The organism is Nocardia sp. NPDC127579 (assembly GCF_042672005.1).
Taxonomy (GTDB): Bacteria; Actinomycetota; Actinomycetes; order Mycobacteriales; family Mycobacteriaceae; genus Nocardia.
The window spans coordinates 558,583-579,307 of record NZ_JBHXVZ010000004.1 but is presented as its reverse complement, the minus strand read 5'-3'; the positions used below and the strand labels follow the sequence as shown (position 1 = coordinate 579,307).

Genomic DNA, 20,725 nt, shown 5'->3' with positions numbered 1-20,725 from the left:
CCGGGGGGTATGAGGAATCGGAACCAATAATATATTGGCACTGACATTCATCGACACACTATTGAGTTCTCAAAGAACACACGCACACACATCCGCCACTCGATCTCTCGGGGTTTCAGTGAGGCAACTTGAATAGCTTAGCTCAACCATCGACCCGGACCAAAATCCGAGCTTCCAGTCGAGCTAGTGTGATCTGTCAGGCGCTCCTCGTACTACCTCGTTTCCCAGGCCGTGAAGCTCCGGGTCGGTGTCCGTGTCGCTCTGACTCGATAAAAGTTACGTGCCGATGGACACGAAGTCAAATCGCCTGGTCAGAGGGCCTGTTCGCGGCAACCTTCGCCACCGGGCCGGGACGGAACCAGCCCGGAGCGGCCTCCGCGAAACGCGCGCGGTCCCACCTGCCCGCCCCCGCGGGGATGGCGCCGACCAGTTCCACGCCGGTCAGCCGGGGCAGGTCGACGCGGTTGCACTCCGCAGCCAGATCCGGCTCCCGCGGCCAGGATCCGATGACCAGTCCCGCACAGGCCACGCCCGCCGTCGCCAACATCCGTGTGGTGAGCTCGGTGTGATTGAGAGTGCCGAGGCCGGCCGCGGTCACCACCAGCACCGGGGCGTCCAGTGCGCGTGCGATATCGAGCACTGTGAAGTCACCGATCCGCACGAGTACTCCCCCGGCGCCCTCGACCAGGGTGAGGTCGGCGTCGCCGAGCGACTGCACCGCGGCGACCGTCTCCTCCAGCGTCAGCAGCGGCTCACCGCAGCGGCGCGCGGCGGTGTCCGGCGCCAGCGGCTCGGGATAGCGGGCCAGTTCGAGCGTGCGGCCGACGCCGCTGAGCCGCTCGATCTCGGCCAGATCGCCAGGTTCGCCTGGCGCGACCCCGGTTTGAGCCGGCTTGCACACCGCGACCGAACGCCCCTCGGCGCGCGCAGCGGCGGCCAGTGCCGCGGTCACGACGGTCTTCCCGACATCGGTCGACGTCCCGGTGATGACGAGGACGGTCATGCCCGCCCCCCAACCAGCCCGCATGCCCGGGCAGTGGCGGCCGCGAGAGCCGCTGTCGCAATGATTTTCCGGACTTCGGCCGACATCGCGGTGCACACGGTCATGCGGGCACCGCATCCAGACCGCGGGCATCGGTAAGGACCGCACCGAGGACGGTGGCGATGACGTCGAGTTCCGCCGGGGTGAGGTTGGCGCGGGCGGTAAGACGCAGCCGCGACGTGCCCTCCGGCACAGACGGCGGACGGAAACAGCCGACGTCGAGGCCGCGGGCGCGGCAGGCTTGCGCGGCGTCGAAGGCGACTTGCGCCTTGCCGAGCACGACCGACACGACGGCCGACTCCGGCGGGGCGACGCCTGCGATTCGCGCGATGTCCGCCGCACGGTCCAAAACCCTTGTGGCCATCTCGGGTTCCCGGCGCAGCAATCCCAGTGCGGCTCGGGCCGCGCCGACCGCCGCGGGCGCGAGACCAGTGTCGAAGATGAAGGTGCGGGCCGCGTCGATCAGATGCGCGCGCACTCGGTTGCCGGCCAGCACCGCGCCGCCCTGGGCGGCCAGCGCCTTGGACAGGGTGGCCGTGACGACCAGATCGGGTTCGCCGGCCAAGCCGACCTCGTGCACCAGACCGCGCCCGCCCGCGCCGCGCACCCCGATGCCGTGGGCTTCGTCGACGATCAGGACCGCTCCGTTGGCGCGAGTCACGCGATGCAGATCCGCCAGCGGAGCGAGATCACCGTCGGCGCTGAATACCGAGTCGGTGAGCACCAGCGCCCGCTCCTCCGTGCGCTCGGCGAGCAACCGATCGAAGGCGTCGACGTCGCAATGCGCGGCGATCTCGACTCGGGCCCGCGACAATCGGCAGGCGTCCACGAGTGACGCGTGACTGCCGGCGTCGGAGACGACCAGCGCCCCGCGCCCGGCCAGCGCGGTGACCACACCCAGGTTGGCGGCATAGCCGGAGGAGAACACCAGCCCGGATTCCGCTCCGACGAATTCGGCCAGTTCGGTCTCGAGTTGCTCGTGCTCCGCGGTGGTACCGGTGACCAGGCGCGACCCGGTCGCCCCCGCGCCCCACCGGCGTACCGATGCCACAGCGCCCTCGACTACTTCGGGATGGCGCACCAGCCCCAGATAGTCGTTGGAGGCCAGATCAATCGACGGCGCGAGCGGCGCCCGCGCCCGCAGTTCCCGGCGCAACCCAGCGCCCACCCGCGCCTCGGCGCGCTCATCCAACCAGCCGAGCGGATCAATAGTCACAGCTCCGCACCTTACTTGAACGTCGTTCAGGTTGGAATGGGTGATCGACGGCATGCCGCTCGGACACCAGGCCACGAGTCCTCGCCACCACCATCGAAACATGGCTCGGTTGGTGGCGATGCCGGCCAAGCCGACTCGGCGCAGCCGACGCCACACCAGCGATTCGACATCAGCGGGCCACCGGCACCAGCGGGCCACTCGGCACCAGCGGGCCACTCGACATCAGCAGCGACTCGACCTCGGCGAGCGACTCGCGGCCCGTCGGGTAACGGCGCGGGCGGGTTGTGTCCGATCAGGCTGACTGGGCAGCCGCGGCGGCGCGCATGGCGGTGGTGATGGTGGCGAGGTCGGCGGAGGTGCTGACGAACGGGGGCATTGTGTAGATGTTGTTGCGGAAGGGGCGAAGCCAGGCGCCCGCGGTGACCGCGGCGGCGGTGGCGGAGGGCAGGTCGACCGGGTTGTCCATCTCGATGACGCCGATGGCGCCGAGGACGCGGACGTCACGGACGCCGGGAAGGTCGCGGGCGGAGTCGAGACCGGCGCGCAGGTCGGTCTCGATCCGGCGAACAGTGGCGCGCCAATCCTGTCGCAGGAGCAGTTCGATCGAGGCGACGGCGACGGCGCAGGCCAGCGGATTGCCCATGAATGTGGGCCCGTGCATGAGACCGCCGTGGCCGGCGCTGATCGTCTCGGCGATCTCGGCGGTGCACAGGGCGGCGGCCAAGGTGAGATAGCCGCCGGTCAACGCCTTTCCGACGCACATGACATCCGGGCGGATCCCGGCGTGGTCGGCGGCGAAGAGTTCGCCGGTACGCCCGAATCCGGTGGCGATCTCGTCGAAGATCAGCAGCACGCCGTGCCGGTCGCACAGCGCGCGCAGGTCGGTGAGGTAGCGCGGGTCGTGCCAGCGCATGCCGCCCGCGCCCTGCACCACGGGTTCCACGATGACGGCGGCCAGCTCGTCGGCGTGCGCGGCGAGCGCGCGCTCCAGTTCGGCCACGTATTCGGTCCGGTAGTCGGCCGGGGGCATGGGTACGAAGACCTGGTCGACCAGTACATCGGTCCACAGCGAATGCATGCCGCCCTCGGGGTCGCACACGCTCATCGGGCTGAAGGTGTCACCGTGGTAGCCGCCGCGCCAGGTGAGCAGGCGACGCTTGCCGGGTTTGCCGAGCGCGCGCCAGTACTGCAGGCACATCTTGATCGCGACCTCGACCGACACCGAGCCCGAATCGCAGAGGAACACCTTGTTCAGACCTTCGGGGGTGTGTTCGACGAGCAGTTCGGCCAGGCGGGCCGCAGGCTCGTGGGTCAGACCGCCGAACATCACGTGACTCATGCGCCGGGACTGGTCGAGCAGCGCCGCGTCCAGCACCGGGTGCCGGTATCCGTGCACCGCGGCCCACCAGGAACTCATACCGTCGACCAGCTCGCGACCGTCGGCCAGGGTGAGCCGGGTGCCGGCAGCTCCGGCGACCACGAGCGGTTCGGTCGTCGCAGGGAATCCGCCGTATGGGTGCCAGACATGCTCGGCGTCGATGGCGGAGATCTCATCGGGGGTCAGTGCCACAGGAATCCTCGCGGTGCAGTGACCCGTCCCGGACGCACCGAGACGGCTTGAACGCCGTTCAAGTTACCACCGGAGCTCGGAGTATTCGAGCGACCGCCGTGATGGCCGACCCCCTCGAGCATCGGCAGGCAGTCGAAAGCGGTTGCCGCCGAGCCGAATACGACGGCCAGATCACCGCGCGCCGGAGGGACCGCAATCACCCCCGCCTCGATCACCGACCGCGTATTCTTTGACTCAGTCAAACATATGTCGACGAAGGAGCCGGGATGACGAGCAGCGCAACCGGAGCCTCGGCCGCCGAGATCGACGCGGTCCGGGCCTTCAATCGCCGCTACACCGAGGTGATCGGCGTACTCGGCGAGGGACTGGTCGAGACCGCGTACTCGTTGACCGAGGCGCGAATTCTGTTCGAGCTGGGCACATTCGGGTCGACCGAGGCGATCCGCCTGCGCAAGGCCCTCGGGCTGGATCCCGGGTACCTGAGCCGGATCCTGACCCGGTTCAAGAATCGCGGATTGATCGAGAGCGGGCGGTCCAGCAGCGACGGGCGGCGGCAGGAGGTTCGCCTCAGCGACCGCGGCCGCGCCGAGTTCGCGGTTCTGAATCAGCGTTCCGCGGCCGACGTCCGCACGCTGCTGGAGCCGCATCCCGTCACCGAGCGCGCGAAACTGATCCGCGCGATGAACACCATCCGGCAAATCCTGGACCGGCCGCTCGACGCCACCGGCGCTTGCCCCGTCACCCTCCGCGCGCCGAAACCCGGCGACTACGGCTGGGTCATCCAGCGCAACGCCGCCCTGTACGCGGCCGAGTACGGCTGGAACGCGGACTACGAAGCCCTGGTCACCCAGATCGTCGCGGACTATCTGCGCTCGCATGACCAGAGCCGCGAACGCGTGTGGATCGCCGAGGCCGGCGGCACACCGGTCGGCGCGGTGTTCTGCGTCGCCGAGGACGACAGCACCGCCCGGCTGCGGCTGCTGCTGGTGGAACCCGCGGCCCGCGGGCTCGGCGTCGGCTCGGCGCTGGTCGCCGAATGCCTGCGCTTCGCCACCGCGGTGGGCTACACCGGCATGGTGCTGTGGACCAACGACGTCCTGACCGCTGCCCGCCACATCTATCAGCGCGCGGGGTTCCACCTCGTCGAATCGGCGCCCCACCACAGCTTCGGCCGCGACCTGATCGGACAGACCTGGCACCGTTCGCTGATCGCCGAGTAGCGGCGGCGGTCGGCGCCCGGATATACCCACCCCCCGGACCCGGGCGTGTGCCATCCCCTTAGTGTCGAAGCATGTCTCAGCCCGACGCAGCGCCCGGTGCTCCGCCGCCGCTCGGCGTCCGGCCGGGCACCGCGTACCCGCTCGGCGCCACCTGCACCGAGGCCGCCCACCCGACGGCCGCCACACTCGCTGTACCCGCCCGCTGTGTATTCGTCCTCGCTTGTCCCGCATGACACCTATGACCCATACCGAATCGCACCAGTCCAGCATCCGGGCCCGTCCCACGCCCGTGCGCAGCACCTATCGGTTGCAGTTGCGGCCGGACGCGCTCACCTTCGCCGATGCCCGCGCAATCGCGGAATACCTCCAGCAGCTCGGTATTTCGCACCTGTACCTGTCGCCGATCCTGACCGCCGCGCACGGTTCGACGCATGGCTACGACATCACCGACCCGACCACGGTCTCGGCTGCACTCGGCGGCCCACTCGGGTTCAAGGCCCTCGCCGACGAAGTGCGCAGTCGCGGTATGGGTTTGATCGTGGACCTGGTGCCCAACCATGTGGGCGTGGCGGACCCGCGGCAGAACCCGTGGTGGTGGAATGTCCTGCGCAGCGGCCGGGATTCGAAGTTCGCGCATTTCTTCGACATCGATTGGAGCCCGGGCAACGGTGCCGGCGGGCGGCTGGCGCTGCCGGTGCTACAGAGCGAGAACGATCCAGCCAAGCTGACGGTGGACCGCACCGGCTCCGAACCGATGCTGGCCCTGGGGGATCTGCGCTTCCCGATCGCGCCGGACACCGACGGCGACAATGCCCTGCGCATCCACGACAAGCAGCACTACCGGCTGGTCAGCTGGAGATCGGGGCTGTGCACCTACCGCCGTTACTTCACGATCTCCAGCCTGGCGGCACTGCGGCAGGAGGACCCGGAGGTCTTCGAGGCCACCCATCGCGAACTCGCGGCCTGGTGCGAGCACGATCTGATCGACGGCGTTCGAGTCGACCATCCGGATGGATTGGCTTATCCGAGTGTGTATCTGGCGCGACTGCGGCAGCTGATCGGCCCGCACCGGCTGCTGCTGGTGGAGAAGATCCTGGCCAATCGGGAACCGCTGGATCCGACGCTGCCGGTGGACGGCACCACGGGTTACGACGCGCTGGCCGGGCTCGGCGGCGTGCTGATCGATCCGGCGGGCGAGCAGGCGCTGACCGAGCTGTCGCGCCGGGTGACCGGCCACGGCAGCGACCGCGCCTGGTTCGGTGAGACCGAGCACCGCATCAAACGCGCTGTCGCGGAGTCGATTCTGGCGCCCGAACTGCGCCGTCTGGTCGAGGCGATCAAACGCGATGCGGGCGTGCCGGATTCCGACACCCTGGCCCTGACCAACGCCACCATCGAGGTGCTGGCCTTCATGCCGGTGTACCGGGTGGAGTACGCGCCGCTGGCGGGGATGGCGGGTGCGGTCGTCGCCGAGGTCGAACGGCGCAATACCGAGCTGACCACCCCGCTGTCGGTGCTGGTGGCGGCACTGGCCGCGGACGGCGAGGCGGCGGTGCGGTTCGGTCAGGTGTGCGGCGCGATGACGGCGAAAGCGGTCGAGGACACCATGTTCTACCGGGCGGCCCGGCTGGTGTCGCTCCAGGAGGTGGGCGGCAATCCGGCGCGATTCGGCCACTCGCTCAACGAGTTCCATCTCGCCAATATCGATCGCGCGCAGCGCTGGCCGGCCACCATGACCACCCTGTCGACGCACGACACCAAACGCGGTGAGGATGTGCGGGCCCGGATCGGGCTGCTCTCGCAGGTCGCGGGCACCTGGTCGCGGGCGGTGGATTCCTGGCTGGAGATGGCGCCCGCACCCGACGGTGCGACCGGACTGTTCCTGCTACAGAACATGTTCGGCGTGTGGCCGGCCGACGGCCGCCCGGCCTCCTCGGTGCCGGGACTGCGTGAACGGCTGCATCTGTTCGCGGAGAAGGCGGTTCGGGAGGCAGGTACCCGATCCTGCTGGGAGGACCCGGATTCGGAGTTCGAGGCGGCGGTGCACGCCTGGATCGACACGGTGGTCGACGGGCCGGTGGGCGCCGAACTCAGCGATCTCACCCACGATCTGGCCCCGCACGCCTGGTCGGACTCGCTGGCGCAGAAGCTGCTCCAGCTCTGCGGGCCCGGAATCCCCGATCTCTACCAGGGCTGCGAGCTGTGGGAGGACTCCCTCGTCGACCCGGACAACCGGCGGCCGGTGGACTTCTCCGCCCGCACCGGCATGCTCCAATCGCTCACGGGTACACCGGGATTGGATCCCAGCGGCGCGGTGAAGATGTGGATCGTGGCGTATGCCCTCTGGCTGCGCCGGGAACGGCCCGACTGCTTCGTCGGCGGCACCTACCAGCCGCTGTTCGCCACCGGCGAGCAGTGGCGGCGGCTGGTCGCGTTCACCCGCGGCCGGGTGGGTGAACCCGCCGAGGTGCTGGTCGCCGCCACCCGGCATTCGGTCGGGCTGGCCGAGGAGGGCTGGACCGATACGACACTGGACCTGCCGCCGGGCACCTGGACCGACCGGCTCACCGGCCACACCTTCACCGGGAAGACCCGGATGGAGAAGGTGTTCGCGCGGCTGCCGGTGGCCCTGCTGGTCCGGTCCTAGACGTAGTCCGGGGTGATCGAGGTGGCGTCCGGGGCCGGGATCTTCTCGACCAGCTCGGCCGGGATGGCGCCGCCCAGGTCGGCCTGCCATCGGGCCAGGTTGTAGGGGTGATAGCCGCCGGTCTCGTCCACGGAGGAGGCCAGCAGCACGCCGTGGTCGTTGTCGACGCGCAGCCGTCGCCACGAGTTCCAGTAGAACCGGGCCGGGATCTTCGGACGCGGACCCAGCCGGCCGAACAGCCCGCGCAGCGTGCGCATGGCATTGAGCACCAGGTAGGGCGTGCCGAGCGAATCGTGCCGCAGCAGATGACGCTGCTTACCCACACAGCGCTCCGACAGGTCGTCCAGGCGTTCGCGATCGAAGGCCAGCCCCTCGGCCTCGGCCTCGCCGACCATCCAGCGCAGCGTGATGTCGGACAGACCGCATTCGACGTAGCCGCCGCCGATATCGCTGTGCACGCCCTCGAACCACACCTGCTTGACGCGGTCGTTGCCGCGGCGCTTGACCCGGCGGTACTTGCGCTCCAGCTCGACCGGCACCTGCCACAGGCAGGGTTCGAAATTGCGCCGCCGCTCGTCGATGGCCAGGGCCTGGCGGGCGCACAGCACCCGGTCGGACAGGTCGGTGTTGTGGAAGCGGTGCCGCCAGGCCGTCACACCCGGCACGCCCAGCGCTCCGACGGTGTCGAAGACGCCGATGAAGTCGATATCGGTGCGTGGATGGCTGTGCTCGGTGCGGAATCGCTCCCAATCGGCCTCGGTCGGCGGCTTGCGCCAGCGCCGCACCGGGCTCTTGCCGCGCCGCCGATACATCTCGAAGCCGCGCGGGTAGAAGCCGTCGATCATGGCCTCGGGGGTCATGATGCCCATCCGATCGATCAGGCCGACCAGGCTGCGCGCGGTGTAGGCGCCGCGGCTGAAACCGAAGACGAACAGCTCGTCGCCGGGCTCCCAATTGACCGCGACCTGCCAGTACGCGGCGGACAGATTGGCCTCCAGACCGAGGCCGAACGCACCACCGAACAAGCGGTCGGCGGTGAATCCCCTTGCGCCGGGGCCGGATACATAGATGACATGCTGTCGTACCGGCGCACCGTCCGGTCCGGTCGCGTGGGGCCGGACCGTCTGCGCGATCTTGATGATATTCGAGACCGTATCGCTGTTCTCGGCTTTCCATGTGCCGTCACAGCAGACCACCAGGCGTTTCATGGGTAAATCGTCCCCTCTGAGCCCCTCCGAAACCTGCGTACCCGACTACCCGAATCATCGGCGCAGCCACGGCCTTCGTTAATGAAATACCGAAAGTACGCGGAACGCTAGGGTGAGGGACATGCTCCATGGTCGCGAAGCCGAACAGTCCGAGATCGATCGGCTGCTCGCGGCGGCGCGCGAGGGGCGCAGCGGGGCGTTGGTCCTGCGCGGCGAGCCCGGGATCGGGAAGTCGGCGCTACTGGATTACGCCGCCGCCCAGGGCATCCCGACGGTGCGCAGTTCCGGGATCGAATCCGAGGCCGAGCTGTCGTTCGCGGCGCTGCATCTGCTGCTGCGGCCCGGAATGGCCTTGACCGAAACCCTCCCCGCGCGCCAGCGCGACGCCCTGCACGCCGCGTTCGGCCTGGGTGACGGCACACCCCCGGACCGCATGCTGGTGGGTCTGGCGGTGCTGACGCTGCTGGCCGAGGAGTCGGCCGATACGCCGCTGCTGTGCCTGATCGACGACGCGCACTGGCTCGACCGCGCGTCGGCGGAGACGCTGCTGTTCGTCGCGCGACGGCTGGACGCGGAAGGCGTCGCGCTGATCTTCGCCGCCCGCCCCGGCGAACTCGACTTTCCCGCACCGGGCTTGCCGGAACTCACGCTGACCGGGCTGCGACCGGAAGCGGCGGCGGCGCTGGTGGACAGCCGCAGCCCGGATCTCGCGCCCGCTGTCCGCTATCGGCTGCTCACCGAGGCGCACGGCAATCCGCTGGCGCTACGGGAGCTCCCGGCCGTGCTGGCCGCCGAGCTGCCGGGATCCGGCCCCAATCCGCTGCCGCTGACCCAGCGGTTGCAGGTCGCCTTCCACGGGCAGGTCAGCCGGATGCCCGCGGGAACCCGCACACTGCTGCTGGTCGCGGCCGCGGCCGGCAGCGACGAGATCGCCACGGTGCTGCGCGCGAGCCGGTCCCTGGGCGCCGATCTCGACGATCTGCAACCGGCCGTCGACGCGGGAATGGTCCGAAGTGACGGGCGCACACTGGGTTTCCGACATCCACTACTGCGGTCGGCGGTGTATCAGGGTGCGCCGCTGGCGCAGCGGCTGGCCGCGCACGCCGCACTCGCGGCAGCCCTGGCCGCTCCGGAGGACGCCGACCTGCGGGCCTGGCAGCTCGCTGCCGCGGCCACCGGACCGGACGAGAACACCGCCGCCGCACTGGAAGACAGCGCCGACCGCGCCCGCCGCCGCAGCGGATTCTCCGGCGCGGCCAGCGCCTACGAGCGGGCGGCCGGACTGAGCACCGATCCTGAGGCCCGGGTCCGTCGTCTCGTGGCCGCGGCCGAAACCGCCGGTGAGGCCGGGCAATTGGAGCGCTCACAGCGTCTGGCCGAACGCGCCGCCGCCCAGACGGCCGACGTCGCGTTGCGCGCCCGCCTCGACTTGGTCAGCGCCACAGCCGAATTCGGCGACGGACGAATGCGCGCGGCACATCACCGCCTCCTGACCGGCGCCGCCACCATCCGCGACCTGGACCCGGCCTGTGCCCTGCGCATGCTCGCCCAGGCCGTGCACACCGCCTGGTACCTCAGCGCCGCCGAGATCGCGGAGGTGGCCCAACGACTCGACGCTGTGCGTGGCGCACCCGGCCCAGCCGCCGCGGCCACAGCTCCGGCTACCGCGGACATCCGCCAGGACGAAGTGCCCGGACACCAGCGCGACAGCGCGGCGGCGACGCCCGGTGTGGTCACATCGGGCGAAGAAAGGCCGGCGCCGACGTCGATCTGCTCGAACCTCTCCGATGCCGGGAGCATATTCGGATCGGCCGACGCGCAAGTGCCGGGCGCGGCGATCGACCAAGGCGCTCCCGTGGGTCCGGGCAAAGCTGCCGCGACATTCGACGAATCGGTCGCCACCCGCGCGCCCAGCGGTGATTCGCTGACCGCGTTGATCGTGATCAGCCGATACACCGCGGCCGCCGTGAGCGGCCGATACACGGTGGACCTGCGCGATGCGGCACGGGCGGCACGGGCGGGCGGGGCGGACAGCCCGCGCGATCTGGTGCAGATGTGCGGGGCCGGGTTGGTCGTCGGCCAGGACGAGCAGGTCGGGGAATTGGCGCGGGAGCTGATCGGCGAATGCCGGGAGCAAGGGCGATTGGCGTTGCTGCCGACGCTGCTGTTCTTCCGGGCCGAGGCCGAGGTGTACTCGGGGCGGCCCGCCGAAGCGCGGATCGCGGCGACCGAGGGGCTGCGGATCGCACAGGACATCGGGCAGGTGCACTGGGTCAGTCAGCAGTCGGCGTGCCTGGCGTATCTGGCGGCGCTGGGCGGGCGCGATCCGGAATGCCGCGAGTGGGCCGACCGGGCGCTGGCACCCGAACTCGGTGGGGCCGACGCCGCCGGGGCCACCTGGATCCAAGCCGCCCTGGGGCTTCTGGAGCTGGGGCTGGGCAAGGTCGACAGCGCGCTGACCCGGTTCGAGACACTGACTGTGGAACCGGCCGCCCATCACGTCATCGGATTGCGGACGCTGCCCGACTTGATCGAAGCCGCTGTGCGGCTGGGTAATTCGCACCATGCCGAGGACGCGCTGGGCAGGCTCGGGGCCTGGGCCGAACGTTCCGGCCAGGCGTGGGTCACCGCGCTCGCCGAACGCGGTCGCGCGCTGACCGTCTCGGATGCCAAGGCGGAGCAGCATTTTCATGCCTCGCTCGAACTCGGGGTCCGCCCCTTCGAGCAGGCGCGCACCCAACTGCTCTACGGTGAATGGCTGCGCCGCGCCCGCCGAAAGACCGACGCGCGCAACCAGTTACAACCCGCGGTGGAAACCTTCGATCGACTGGAGGCCACACCGTGGGGTGACCGGGCCCGAACCGAACTCGCCGCGCTGGGCGTCGGCGCCGCGGCCCGCCCGGCCGCCGGTGTCCTCGCAGCGCTCACCCCGCAGGAACTACAGATCGCCCGCCTTGCCGCCCAAGGCATGTCCAACCGCGACATCGCGGCCCAGCTCTTCCTCAGCCCCCGCACGGTCGGTCACCACCTGTACAAGGCGTACCCGAAACTGGGTGTGCTCTCCCGCGGCGAACTCGCGGCACTGCCCTTCGATTGACCGAGCTCGCACCCGGCTCCCTTGAGCACTGCGCCGAACTCGGCGGGTCTCCACCGGCCGATCGACACCGCCGGGGCCACTGCGCTGGACTCCAGCAGGGCAGCGGCCATTCAGCGCTGCCTGTATCGGTGTCGAACTCGGCGTGGCTCAGTGAGCGGCGAGTACCCGATCGGTGCGGTTCGAGTCGGCAACACGGCGCGCGCCCGCGACGCCCAGGGCCCAGCGGGTGACGGCGACGGCCGCGCCGAGCAGCACCGCGAGCTGTACCGAACCGGTGATCAGGACCAGGACGAGGCCGACCACCAGGCCCGCGGCGAGCGCCTCGAGCTTGAACATCGGCCACGCGGAACCCGCGATATCGACCGTGTGGGGGTAGTCCGTCCGCATATCGTCAGGATATACGGATACCGAAGTTCGGTCCACCGAACATCACGAGTGTGTGCGACCCGACAAGCCCGGGGAACAGGACCGGAGGCCCTCGCGTTCACTGCTTTATGCCACTTACAGGAGATTACGCACCCAGCACCTCCGATTGGGCCCGCGAGCAGGCCGAGACCTACGAGGGTTCCGGCGGCACCGAGGGCACCGCGTTGCAGGGCAAGCCGGTCGTCCTGCTCACCACCAAGGGCGCCAAGACCGGGCTGCTGCGCAAGACACCGCTCATGCGCGTCGAGCACGACGGCGAATACGCGGTGGTCGCCTCACTGGGCGGCGCGCCCAAGCATCCGGTCTGGTACTTCAATATCAAGGCCAATCCACTCGTCGAGCTGCGCGACGGCACCGTCAACCAGGATTACCTGGCACGTGAGGTCACCGGCGCGGAGAAGGACGTGTGGTGGCAGCGCGCGGTCGAGGTCTGGCCCGACTACGCCAACTATCAGACGAAGACCACCCGCGAGATCCCGGTTTTCGTGCTTACGCCCCAGTAACCGGCTAACCCCACCCGCCGCGCCCCGGCCGCGCGGCGGGTGGCAGCATATTTCGGGTGCCCAATCCGCTTGATGTGATCGACGATCAGTCCAATACTCGCCCCGTGCTGACCGCGGACGAGATCGACGCGGCCGCCAAGCGAATTTCCGACATCATCGAGCCCACCCCGCTCCAGTTCAGCCCCCGGCTCTCCGAACTGTCGGGCGCCCGGGTGTACCTCAAGCGCGAGGATCTGACCGCGGTGCGCTCCTACAAGCTGCGCGGCGCCTACAACCTGATCGTGCAGCTCACTCCGCAGGAGCGCGCGGCGGGAGTGGTCGCGGCGAGCGCGGGCAATCACGCGCAGGGTGTGGCCTTCGCCTGCCGCGCGATGGGGATCACGGGCCGCATCTACGTGCCGACCACCACGCCGAAGCAGAAGCGGGACCGAATCCGGGTGCACGGCGGTGAGTTCGTCGAGCTCATCGCGATCGGCGAGACCTACGACGCCGCGGCCGCGGCGGCCGCCGACGACGTGGCCCGCACCGGCGCGACCATGGTTCCCCCGTTCGACGACCCGCGCACCGCCGCCGGGCAGGGCACCATCGCCGCCGAAGTCCTCGAACAGCTCGGTGCCGCACCGGATCTCGTGGTGGTGCCGGTGGGTGGCGGCGGTTGCCTGGCCGGCGTCGGCACCTACCTGCGCGAGCGCACGCCGCGCACCGCGATCCTGGCCGCCGAGCCGGGCGGTGCGGCCTCGATGACCGCCGCGCTGGTGGCGGGCGGGCCGGTGACGCTGCCGGAGATCGATCCGTTCGTCGACGGCGCCGCCGTGCGCCGGATCGGCGCGCTGCCCTACGCGGCGGCCGCGAGCTTCGGCGGGCGTGCCCGCTCGCATGCCTCGCTGCCGTTGCTGATCAGCACCGAATCGCCCAGCGGCGCCGGGTCGTTCCGGGTCATGCAGGTCGACGAGGGCGCGATCTGCACCGCCATGCTGGAGCTCTATCAGAACGAGGGCATCATCGCCGAACCCGCGGGGGCGCTGGCGGTGGCCGCGCTGGCCGAGGTCGAGGTGGAACCGGGCTCGACGGTCGTGTGCCTGGTCTCCGGCGGCAACAACGACGTGTCCCGCTACGGGGAGATCATCGAACGCTCCCTGGTGCACCGGGGCCTGAAGCACTACTTCCTGGTGGACTTCCCGCAGGAGCCGGGCGCGCTGCGCCGCTTCCTGGACGAGGTGCTCGGCCCGGACGACGACATCACCCTGTTCGAATACGTCAAACGCAACAACCGGGAGACCGGGGCGGCGCTGGTCGGCATCGAACTGGGTGCGCCGGAGGGTCTGGCGGCCCTGCTGGAACGCATCCACGATTCGCCGATCCAGTGCGAGCGACTGGAACCGGGTTCCCCGGCCTATCGCTATCTGACCTGATTTTTCGCCGCTCGGCCCGCTGCCACTCGGGCCGAGCGGCCGGGTATCAGGCGGCGGCCTCGCGCGGTGGTTTCGCTACGGCGACACGGTCGGTCGCGCGCAGGCAGTTCATGATCAACGGCAGCAGCCACATGGCCGAGACCTGATCCAGGCTCAGTTGCGGCAGGGTGAGCCGGTTGTGCACGAAGCCGACCGACAGGCCCAGCCGCGGTTCCACCCAGCCGAACGATCCGCCGAGCCCGATGTGGCCGAAGCCGCCGCGCCCACCAGGTGTGGGCAGCGAGTGGTAGCCGAGGTGCCACAGCATCGGAAGATAGAACAGCGTCCGGTCGACCTGGTAACTGCGGATCCGGCGAATCGTCCGCACCGTGTGCGGGGACAGGAACTGCTGTCCGTCCGGTGTGTGGCCCTCGGCCAGCGCCCCGTACAGGGTGGCCAGGCCGGACGCGGTGCACACGCCGTTGCCCGCGGCGAGTTCGGTGGCCAGGATGGGCGGGAACTCACCGGCCAGAATGCCTTCCATGCCGGGCATGAACAGCGCTCGGGCGGCCGCACCCGCCGGACCGGGGAACCCTTGCAGACGACTCAGCGCCAGTGCGCCCAGCGGAGTGCCGATCGGGCTGAGCTGATTTCCGGCCAGCGGTGCGTAGACGGTACGCGCACCCGCGGGTGGACGGCCCAGATGGATGCCCTCGACACCGAGTGGTTCCGCGATCTCGGTGCGGAACAGGGTACCCATGCTCTGGCCGGTGACCGCGCGCGCCAGACCGGCCAGCAGCCAGCCGAACGTGAGTGCGTGATAGGCCGGAATCCCGAGCAGGCGATCGGGTTTCGCGGCGGCCAGTCGCTGCTCCATCAGCTCGTGATCGAGCAGCTCGACGGGTTGTTTCGCCAGCGTGCTGACCCCCGACAGCCCGGCGCGGTGGGTGAGCACCTGCTCGACGGTGATGGCCTGCTTGCCGTTGTCGGCGAATTCCGGCCAGTATTCGGCGACCGGGGCCTGGTAGTCGAGCAGCCCGCGATCGGCCAGGCGGTGAACGACCGTGGCGGCGATGCCCTTGGTGGCGGAGAAGATGATCGAGCCCGTATCGGCGTTCCAGGGTTGTCCGGCGACTGAGCCGGTGCCGATGTCGACCAGGGTTTCGCCGTGGCGGCGCACGACCAATCCGGCGCCCGCGTCGCGGCGATGTCCGAAGGCGCGGGCGAAAGCCCGGACCAGTGGACCGAATTCGGCGTCAGCGGTGCCACTGACGCCGGGTGGTAATTCCCCCGACAAAGCCTCGTTGCGCCCACCCGTCGCCCGGCCACCACCCCCCAAGGAATCGCTTCGCGATGCTGTCATTACTCCACGGTAGTAGCCAGTTTCACGCCCGGCAATGCCCGTCTCGGACAGTTGGACGCCGAGCTATAACGATTACGACCATGCCACCTGGTCGGTTTCGAGGCCCGGCCGTCGACGGGATTCAGGGTGTCCACCTATGGTGTGCGGGCCCCTCCGAGGGGCAGAGTGGAGACGTGGGATTCTACGGAGATCGGATCGTGCCGCGGCTCGTCGAAGTGGCCTGCGGGATGCGGATCAACAATCCGCAGCGGCAGCGGGTGTGCGCCGGCCTGCACGGGCGGGTCGTGGAGATCGGGTTCGGGTCGGGGCTGAATGTGCCGTTCTATCCGGACACCGTCGACGCGATCAGCGCGGTCGAACCGGCCGATCTCGGGTGGAAGCTGGCCGAGAAGCGGCTGGCGCGGGCGACGGTGCCGATCGAACGGGCCGGGCTGGACGGGCAGTCGCTCCCGTTCGAGGACGACAGCTTCGACGCGGCGCTGTCGACCTGGACGCTGTGCACCATCCCCGATGTGCAGGCCGCGCTGGGCGAGGTGCGCCGCGTCCTGGTGCCCGGCGGCACCTTCCACTTCGTCGAACACGGTCTCGCGCCGGACGACCGGGTGCGCACCTGGCAGCACCGGCTGAACCCGATCCAGCGGGCATGCGCGGGCGGCTGCAATCTGAACCGGCCGATCCGGCAGCTGATCGAACAGGCCGGATTCGAGATCCGGGAAGCGGACGAGTTCTACGCCGACGGGCCCAAGCCGCTGGCCGCGCTCACCCTCGGCGTAGCGGTAGCGAAGTAGCCGGTGGCTACTCCTCGATCGCGGCGACGAACCGCGCCAGGAGTGCGCGCAGGGTGTCGCGCTCGGCCGCGGTGAACGCGGCGGCGATGCGGCGCTCGATGGCGACGGCGGCGGTATCGGCGGTGGCCAGGGCGTGTTTGCCCGCGATGGTCAGATGCGTCTCGAGGACATGGGCGTGCAGCGGGTGCGGTGTGCGCTCGACATAGCCGAGGTCGACCAGATTCTTCAGGACCACCGCCATGGCCTGCGGCGTGACCAGGCAGGCGCGGGCCAGCGCCGCCGACGACGCGCCGGGGGTGGTGGACAGCGCGAACAGCGCGGCATACTGCGGCACCGTCAGCGGTTTCACCGCCGCGTGTTTGGCCGCGATCAACGCCTGTTCGGCTCGTTTGACATCGAGGCCGATCGCCGCAAACATCGCAGCGTCGTCGCCAACCCCGCGGTGTCGTTCTCGGTGAACGACCCGGACCGGCCCTACCGCTACCTCGAGATCCGTGGCGTCGTCGAACGGATCGACCCCGACCCCGAAGGCGACTTCTTCGACGTACTCGCCCGCCGCTACAGCCTCGACTACGAGCGGCCGGTCGGCGACGCCGAGCGGCGCGTGATCCTCCTCGTGCGGCCCACCGCGACCACGTCCCAGTAGTCGGCGACCGGATTGCGGCGGCTGCTCAGCCGAGGCAGCCCGGGCCGAGCAGCGCCTTGAGATCGCCCATCAGCGCCGAGGATGGGGAAACCCGCAGGTGGTCGCCCAGCTTCAGCAGCGTGGTCTTCTCCCGGGCTCCGACATGGCGGAGGTGGACATCGGAGGTGCCGGGGTGCCGGGACAGGACACGCTTGAGTTCGCCGATCTTGTCCGGAGTACACATGCGGGTGGTGACGGTGACGGCCAGCGGTTTGGCCACGCCGATCGCGGACAGATCGGGCACGGCCAAATCGTTGGCGATCAAGGAGATTCGATCGTCGCGGACCGAGACGCGGGCCTTCACCAGGACGACCGCGTCTTCGACGACATCCATGCCGTACACCGAATACGCCTGCGGGAAGAACAGCACTTCGATACCGCCGGTGAGGTCTTCGATCTGGGCCGAGGCCCAGGCGAGACCGTTCTTGTTGATCCGCCGGTTCACCGAGGCGAGAATGCCGCCGATGGTGACCTGGGCGCCGTCCTTGACATCGCCCTCCAGAATGGCGGGGATCGGCGTATCGGCCTGGGCGGCGAGCACGTGCTCGACGCCGTTGAGCGGATGCCCGGAGACGTAGAGACCGAGCATCTCCCGCTCCAGCGCCAGCTTGTGCTTGGTCTCCCACTCGTCGTCGGGGACAGCGACATTGAAGACCGAGGCCACCGACTCGTCGGCGTCCATACCGCCGAACAGATCGAACTGGCCGATCGCCTCCGCCTTCTTGGTGGTCATCACCGCGTCGATGGCGTCGGAGTGGATCAGCATCAGGCCCTTGCGCGGATGATCGAGCGAATCGAACGCACCGGCCTTGATCAGCGATTCGGTGACCTTCTTGGTGCAGGCGATCGCGTCGATCTTGTTCAGATAATCGGAGAACTCGGTGAACTTCGATTTCTCCTTGCGCGCCTGGATGATCGAGGCGACGACATTCGCGCCGACATTGCGCACCGCGCCGAGGCCGAAGCGAATGTCCTTGCCGACCGAGGCGAAGTTCAGTTCCGACTCGTTGACATCCGGCGGCAGCACGGTGATGGCCAGGCGACGGCAATCCGCCAGATAGACCGCGGCCTTGTCCTTGTCGTCACCAACCGAGGTCAGCAGGGCCGCCATGTATTCGGCGGGATAGTTCGCCTTGAGGTAGGCGGTCCAATAGGACACCAGGCCGTAGGCCGCGGCGTGCGATTTGTTGAACGCGTAGCCGGCGAACGGGAGAATCGTGTCCCACAGGGCCTTGATCGCGGCTTTGGAATATCCGTTGCCCTGCATACCCGCTTCGAAGCCCTCGAATTCCGCGGCGAGGACCTCGGCCTTCTTCTTACCCATGGCGCGACGCAGAATATCGGCTCGGCCGAGCGAGTACCCGGCCACCTTCTGCGCGACGTGCATGATCTGCTCTTGGTAGACGATCAGGCCGTAGGTCTCGCCGAGAATGTCCTTCAGGGGCTCTTCCAGCTCCGGATGGATCGGCTTGACCACCTGCCGCTCGTTCTTGCGATCGGCGTAGTCGTTGTGCGCGTTCATGCCCATCGGGCCGGGGCGATACAGCGCGCCGACGGCCACAATGTCCTCGAAGGCGTTCGGCTGCATGCGGCGCAGCAGGTCACGCATGGGACCGCCATCGAGCTGGAAGACGCCGAGTGTGTCACCGCGGGAGAGCAATTCGTAGGTATTGGGATCGTCGAGCGGCAGCCGGTCCATATCCAGATCGACGCCGCGATTGGCCTTGATGTTGTCGAGCGCGTCACCGATGACGGTGAGATTGCGCAGGCCCAGGAAGTCCATCTTCAGCAGGCCGATGGCCTCACACGACGGGTAGTCCCAGCCGGTGATCATGGCGCCATCCTGCGGGCGCTTCCACACCGGGATCGCGTCCATCAGCGGCTCGGAGGACATGATGACCGCGCAGGCGTGCACGCCCGCGTTGCGGATCAGGCCCTCGAGGCCACGCGCGGTCTCGTAGATCTTGGCGACATCGGGATTCGAGCCGATCAGCTCGCGGACCTCGGCGGCTTCCTTGTACCGCTCGTGCTCGGGGTCGGTGATACCCGACACCGAGATGTCCTTGGCCATGATCGGCGGCGGCAGCGCCTTGGTGATCTGATCGGCGATGGCGAAACCGGGCTGGCCGAACAGGACTCGCGCGGAGTCCTTGATCGCGGCCTTGGTCTTGATGGTGCCGAACGTGATGACCTGGGCGACCCGGTCGGTGCCCCACTTCTCGCTCGCGTAGCGGACCATTTCACCGCGGCGGCGATCGTCGAAGTCGATATCGATATCGGGCATCGAGACGCGCTCGGGGTTGAGGAAGCGCTCGAACAGCAGACCGTGCGGGATCGGATCGATATTGGTGATGCCGAGCGCGAAGGCGACCAGCGAACCGGCCGCCGAACCACGACCGGGACCGACCCGGATGCCGACCTCGTGCGCGTGCTTGATCAAGTCGCCGACGACGAGGAAGTAGGCGGGGAAGCCCATTTCCAGGATGACGCTGATCTCGTACTCGGCGCGATCGAGGTATTCCTGCGGGACGCCGTCGGGGAAGCGGCGGTCCAGACCGCGATCCACCTCCTTGCGCAACCAGGAGGACTGGTCGTATCCGTCCGGCACCGGGAAGATCGGCATGCGGTCCTTGAAGGCCCACACGTCGTCGTAGGACTGCACGCGTTCGCCGATGGCGACGGTGTTGTCGCAGGCGCCGGGGACTTCGGCATCCCAGATCGCGCGCATCTCCTCGGCGGACTTCAGGTAGTAGCCGTCACCGTCGAACTTGAAGCGGGTGGGATCGGACAGCGTCTTGCCGGTCTGGATGCACAGCAGCGCTTCGTGATTGGTGGACTGATCCTTGGTGACGTAGTGGCAGTCGTTGGTGGCCAGGGCCGGGATGTCGAGCTGCTGGCCGATGCGGATCAGGCCCTCGCGCACGCGGCGTTCGATGGACAGGCCGTGGTCCATGACCTCGAGGAAGAAGTTCTCCTTACCGAAGATCTCCTGCCATTTGGCGGCGGCCTCGAGCGCTTCGCGGTCATGGCCGAGGCGCAGGCGGGTCTGGACCTCGCCGGAGGGGCAGCCGGTGGTGGCGATGATGCCGGCGGCGTGCTCGGCGATGATCTCCTCGTCCATGCGCGCCCACTTGCCCAGCTGGCCTTCGATGGAGGCGAGGCTGGACAGTTTGAACAGGTTGCGCAGACCGGTCGCGTTCTCGGCGACCATGGTCATGTGGGTGTAGGCGCCGGAGCCGGAGACGTCGTCACCCTTCTGGCTCGGATCGCCCCACTGCACACGCTTGGTGTCGAAGCGGGAGGCGGGCGCGATGTAGGCCTCGATGCCGATGATCGGGGTGATGCCGTGCTTCTTCGCGGAGTTGTAGAACTCCGAGGCACCGTACATGTTCCCGTGGTCGGTCATGCCGACCGCCGTCATCCCGAGCCGTTTCGCCTCTGTGAACAGCGGCGAGATCTTGGCCGCACCGTCGAGCATGGAGTACTCGGTGTGGTTGTGCAGGTGAACGAATCCGGACGAGGCGGCCAAGACGCTCTTCCCTCCCAAAGGCTCGACGGGGGTTGGCGAC

The 20,725-nt window shown here is 68.9% G+C and carries 16 protein-coding genes; 8 read left to right on the top strand and 8 right to left on the bottom strand.

Annotated features, from left to right (window positions below; translation table 11 throughout):
• Nucleotides 1-298 precede the first annotated feature (298 nt).
• The 3 genes from bioD to ACFVMC_RS18035 form a co-directional block, all read right to left on the bottom strand.
• A complete protein-coding gene (gene bioD / locus ACFVMC_RS18045; RefSeq protein WP_379211512.1) occupies nt 299-1,003 on the bottom strand; it encodes a dethiobiotin synthase in 705 nt (234 codons plus the stop codon).
• Nucleotides 1,004-1,103: 100 nt separating this feature from the next.
• Nucleotides 1,104-2,258: an 8-amino-7-oxononanoate synthase gene (locus tag ACFVMC_RS18040; RefSeq protein WP_379211510.1), complete on the bottom strand. Its 1,155-nt coding sequence runs from the start codon at nt 2,256-2,258 to the stop codon at nt 1,104-1,106.
• 292 nt (nt 2,259-2,550) lie between these two features.
• A complete protein-coding gene (locus ACFVMC_RS18035) occupies nt 2,551-3,828 on the bottom strand; it encodes an adenosylmethionine--8-amino-7-oxononanoate transaminase (protein WP_379211508.1) in 1,278 nt (425 codons plus the stop codon).
• A 266-nt stretch (nt 3,829-4,094) separates the two neighbouring features.
• Between ACFVMC_RS18035 and ACFVMC_RS18030 the strand changes: the two genes are divergently transcribed.
• The 3 genes from ACFVMC_RS18030 (at nt 4,095) to treY (ending at nt 7,695) form a co-directional block, all read left to right on the top strand.
• Nucleotides 4,095-5,048: a GNAT family N-acetyltransferase gene (locus tag ACFVMC_RS18030; protein WP_379211507.1), complete on the top strand. Its 954-nt coding sequence runs from the start codon at nt 4,095-4,097 to the stop codon at nt 5,046-5,048.
• 71 nt (nt 5,049-5,119) lie between these two features.
• Nucleotides 5,120-5,281: a hypothetical protein gene (locus ACFVMC_RS18025; protein WP_379211505.1), complete on the top strand. Its 162-nt coding sequence runs from the start codon at nt 5,120-5,122 to the stop codon at nt 5,279-5,281.
• A 5-nt stretch (nt 5,282-5,286) separates the two neighbouring features.
• Nucleotides 5,287-7,695, top strand: a complete 2,409-nt coding sequence (gene treY, locus ACFVMC_RS18020; RefSeq protein ID WP_379211503.1) for a malto-oligosyltrehalose synthase — start codon at nt 5,287-5,289, stop codon at nt 7,693-7,695.
• Here treY and ACFVMC_RS18015 read toward each other — a convergent pair.
• The gene (locus ACFVMC_RS18015; RefSeq protein WP_379211501.1) at nt 7,692-8,903 is read right to left on the bottom strand and encodes a DUF2235 domain-containing protein; all 1,212 of its coding nucleotides are present in this window, start codon (nt 8,901-8,903) and stop codon (nt 7,692-7,694) included. The genes treY and ACFVMC_RS18015 overlap by 4 nt on opposite strands.
• A 121-nt stretch (nt 8,904-9,024) precedes the next feature.
• Here ACFVMC_RS18015 and ACFVMC_RS18010 point away from each other — a divergent pair, with 121 nt between their 5' ends.
• Nucleotides 9,025-12,000 (top strand): AAA family ATPase, encoded by a 2,976-nt coding sequence (locus ACFVMC_RS18010; protein ID WP_379211499.1) that lies wholly within the window; start codon nt 9,025-9,027, stop codon nt 11,998-12,000.
• 147 nt (nt 12,001-12,147) lie between these two features.
• On the opposite strand, the gene ACFVMC_RS18005 is transcribed toward ACFVMC_RS18010, so the two are convergent.
• Nucleotides 12,148-12,387: a hypothetical protein gene (locus tag ACFVMC_RS18005; RefSeq protein ID WP_379211498.1), complete on the bottom strand. Its 240-nt coding sequence runs from the start codon at nt 12,385-12,387 to the stop codon at nt 12,148-12,150.
• A gap of 107 nt (nt 12,388-12,494) precedes the next feature.
• Between ACFVMC_RS18005 and ACFVMC_RS18000 the strand changes: the two genes are divergently transcribed.
• Both ACFVMC_RS18000 and ilvA read left to right on the top strand, forming a co-directional pair.
• Nucleotides 12,495-12,929 carry a nitroreductase family deazaflavin-dependent oxidoreductase gene (locus ACFVMC_RS18000; RefSeq protein WP_379211496.1) on the top strand — a complete coding sequence of 145 codons (435 nt, stop codon included), beginning with the start codon at nt 12,495-12,497 and terminating at the stop codon, nt 12,927-12,929.
• A 56-nt stretch (nt 12,930-12,985) separates the two neighbouring features.
• Nucleotides 12,986-14,341: a threonine ammonia-lyase IlvA gene (ilvA, locus tag ACFVMC_RS17995; protein WP_379211494.1), complete on the top strand. Its 1,356-nt coding sequence runs from the start codon at nt 12,986-12,988 to the stop codon at nt 14,339-14,341.
• Between the two features lie 46 nt (nt 14,342-14,387).
• Here the strand turns inward: ilvA and ACFVMC_RS17990 are convergent, their stop codons facing one another.
• Nucleotides 14,388-15,683 (bottom strand): serine hydrolase domain-containing protein, encoded by a 1,296-nt coding sequence (locus ACFVMC_RS17990; RefSeq protein WP_379211493.1) that lies wholly within the window; start codon nt 15,681-15,683, stop codon nt 14,388-14,390.
• Nucleotides 15,684-15,856: 173 nt separating this feature from the next.
• Here ACFVMC_RS17990 and ACFVMC_RS17985 point away from each other — a divergent pair, with 173 nt between their 5' ends.
• Complete coding sequence (locus tag ACFVMC_RS17985) at nt 15,857-16,471, top strand: methyltransferase domain-containing protein (protein WP_379211492.1); 615 nt, start codon at nt 15,857-15,859, stop codon at nt 16,469-16,471.
• 7 nt (nt 16,472-16,478) lie between these two features.
• Here ACFVMC_RS17985 and ACFVMC_RS17980 read toward each other — a convergent pair whose 3' ends face one another.
• Nucleotides 16,479-16,889 carry a MarR family winged helix-turn-helix transcriptional regulator gene (locus ACFVMC_RS17980; RefSeq protein ID WP_379211490.1) on the bottom strand — a complete coding sequence of 137 codons (411 nt, stop codon included), beginning with the start codon at nt 16,887-16,889 and terminating at the stop codon, nt 16,479-16,481.
• 36 nt (nt 16,890-16,925) lie between these two features.
• Here ACFVMC_RS17980 and ACFVMC_RS17975 point away from each other — a divergent pair, with 36 nt between their 5' ends.
• Nucleotides 16,926-17,117, top strand: a complete 192-nt coding sequence (locus tag ACFVMC_RS17975) for a hypothetical protein (RefSeq protein ID WP_379211488.1) — start codon at nt 16,926-16,928, stop codon at nt 17,115-17,117.
• A 25-nt stretch (nt 17,118-17,142) separates the two neighbouring features.
• Here the strand turns inward: ACFVMC_RS17975 and dnaE are convergent, their stop codons facing one another.
• The gene (gene dnaE, locus ACFVMC_RS17970) at nt 17,143-20,685 is read right to left on the bottom strand and encodes a DNA polymerase III subunit alpha (RefSeq protein ID WP_379211487.1); all 3,543 of its coding nucleotides are present in this window, start codon (nt 20,683-20,685) and stop codon (nt 17,143-17,145) included.
• Nucleotides 20,686-20,725 lie beyond the last annotated feature (40 nt).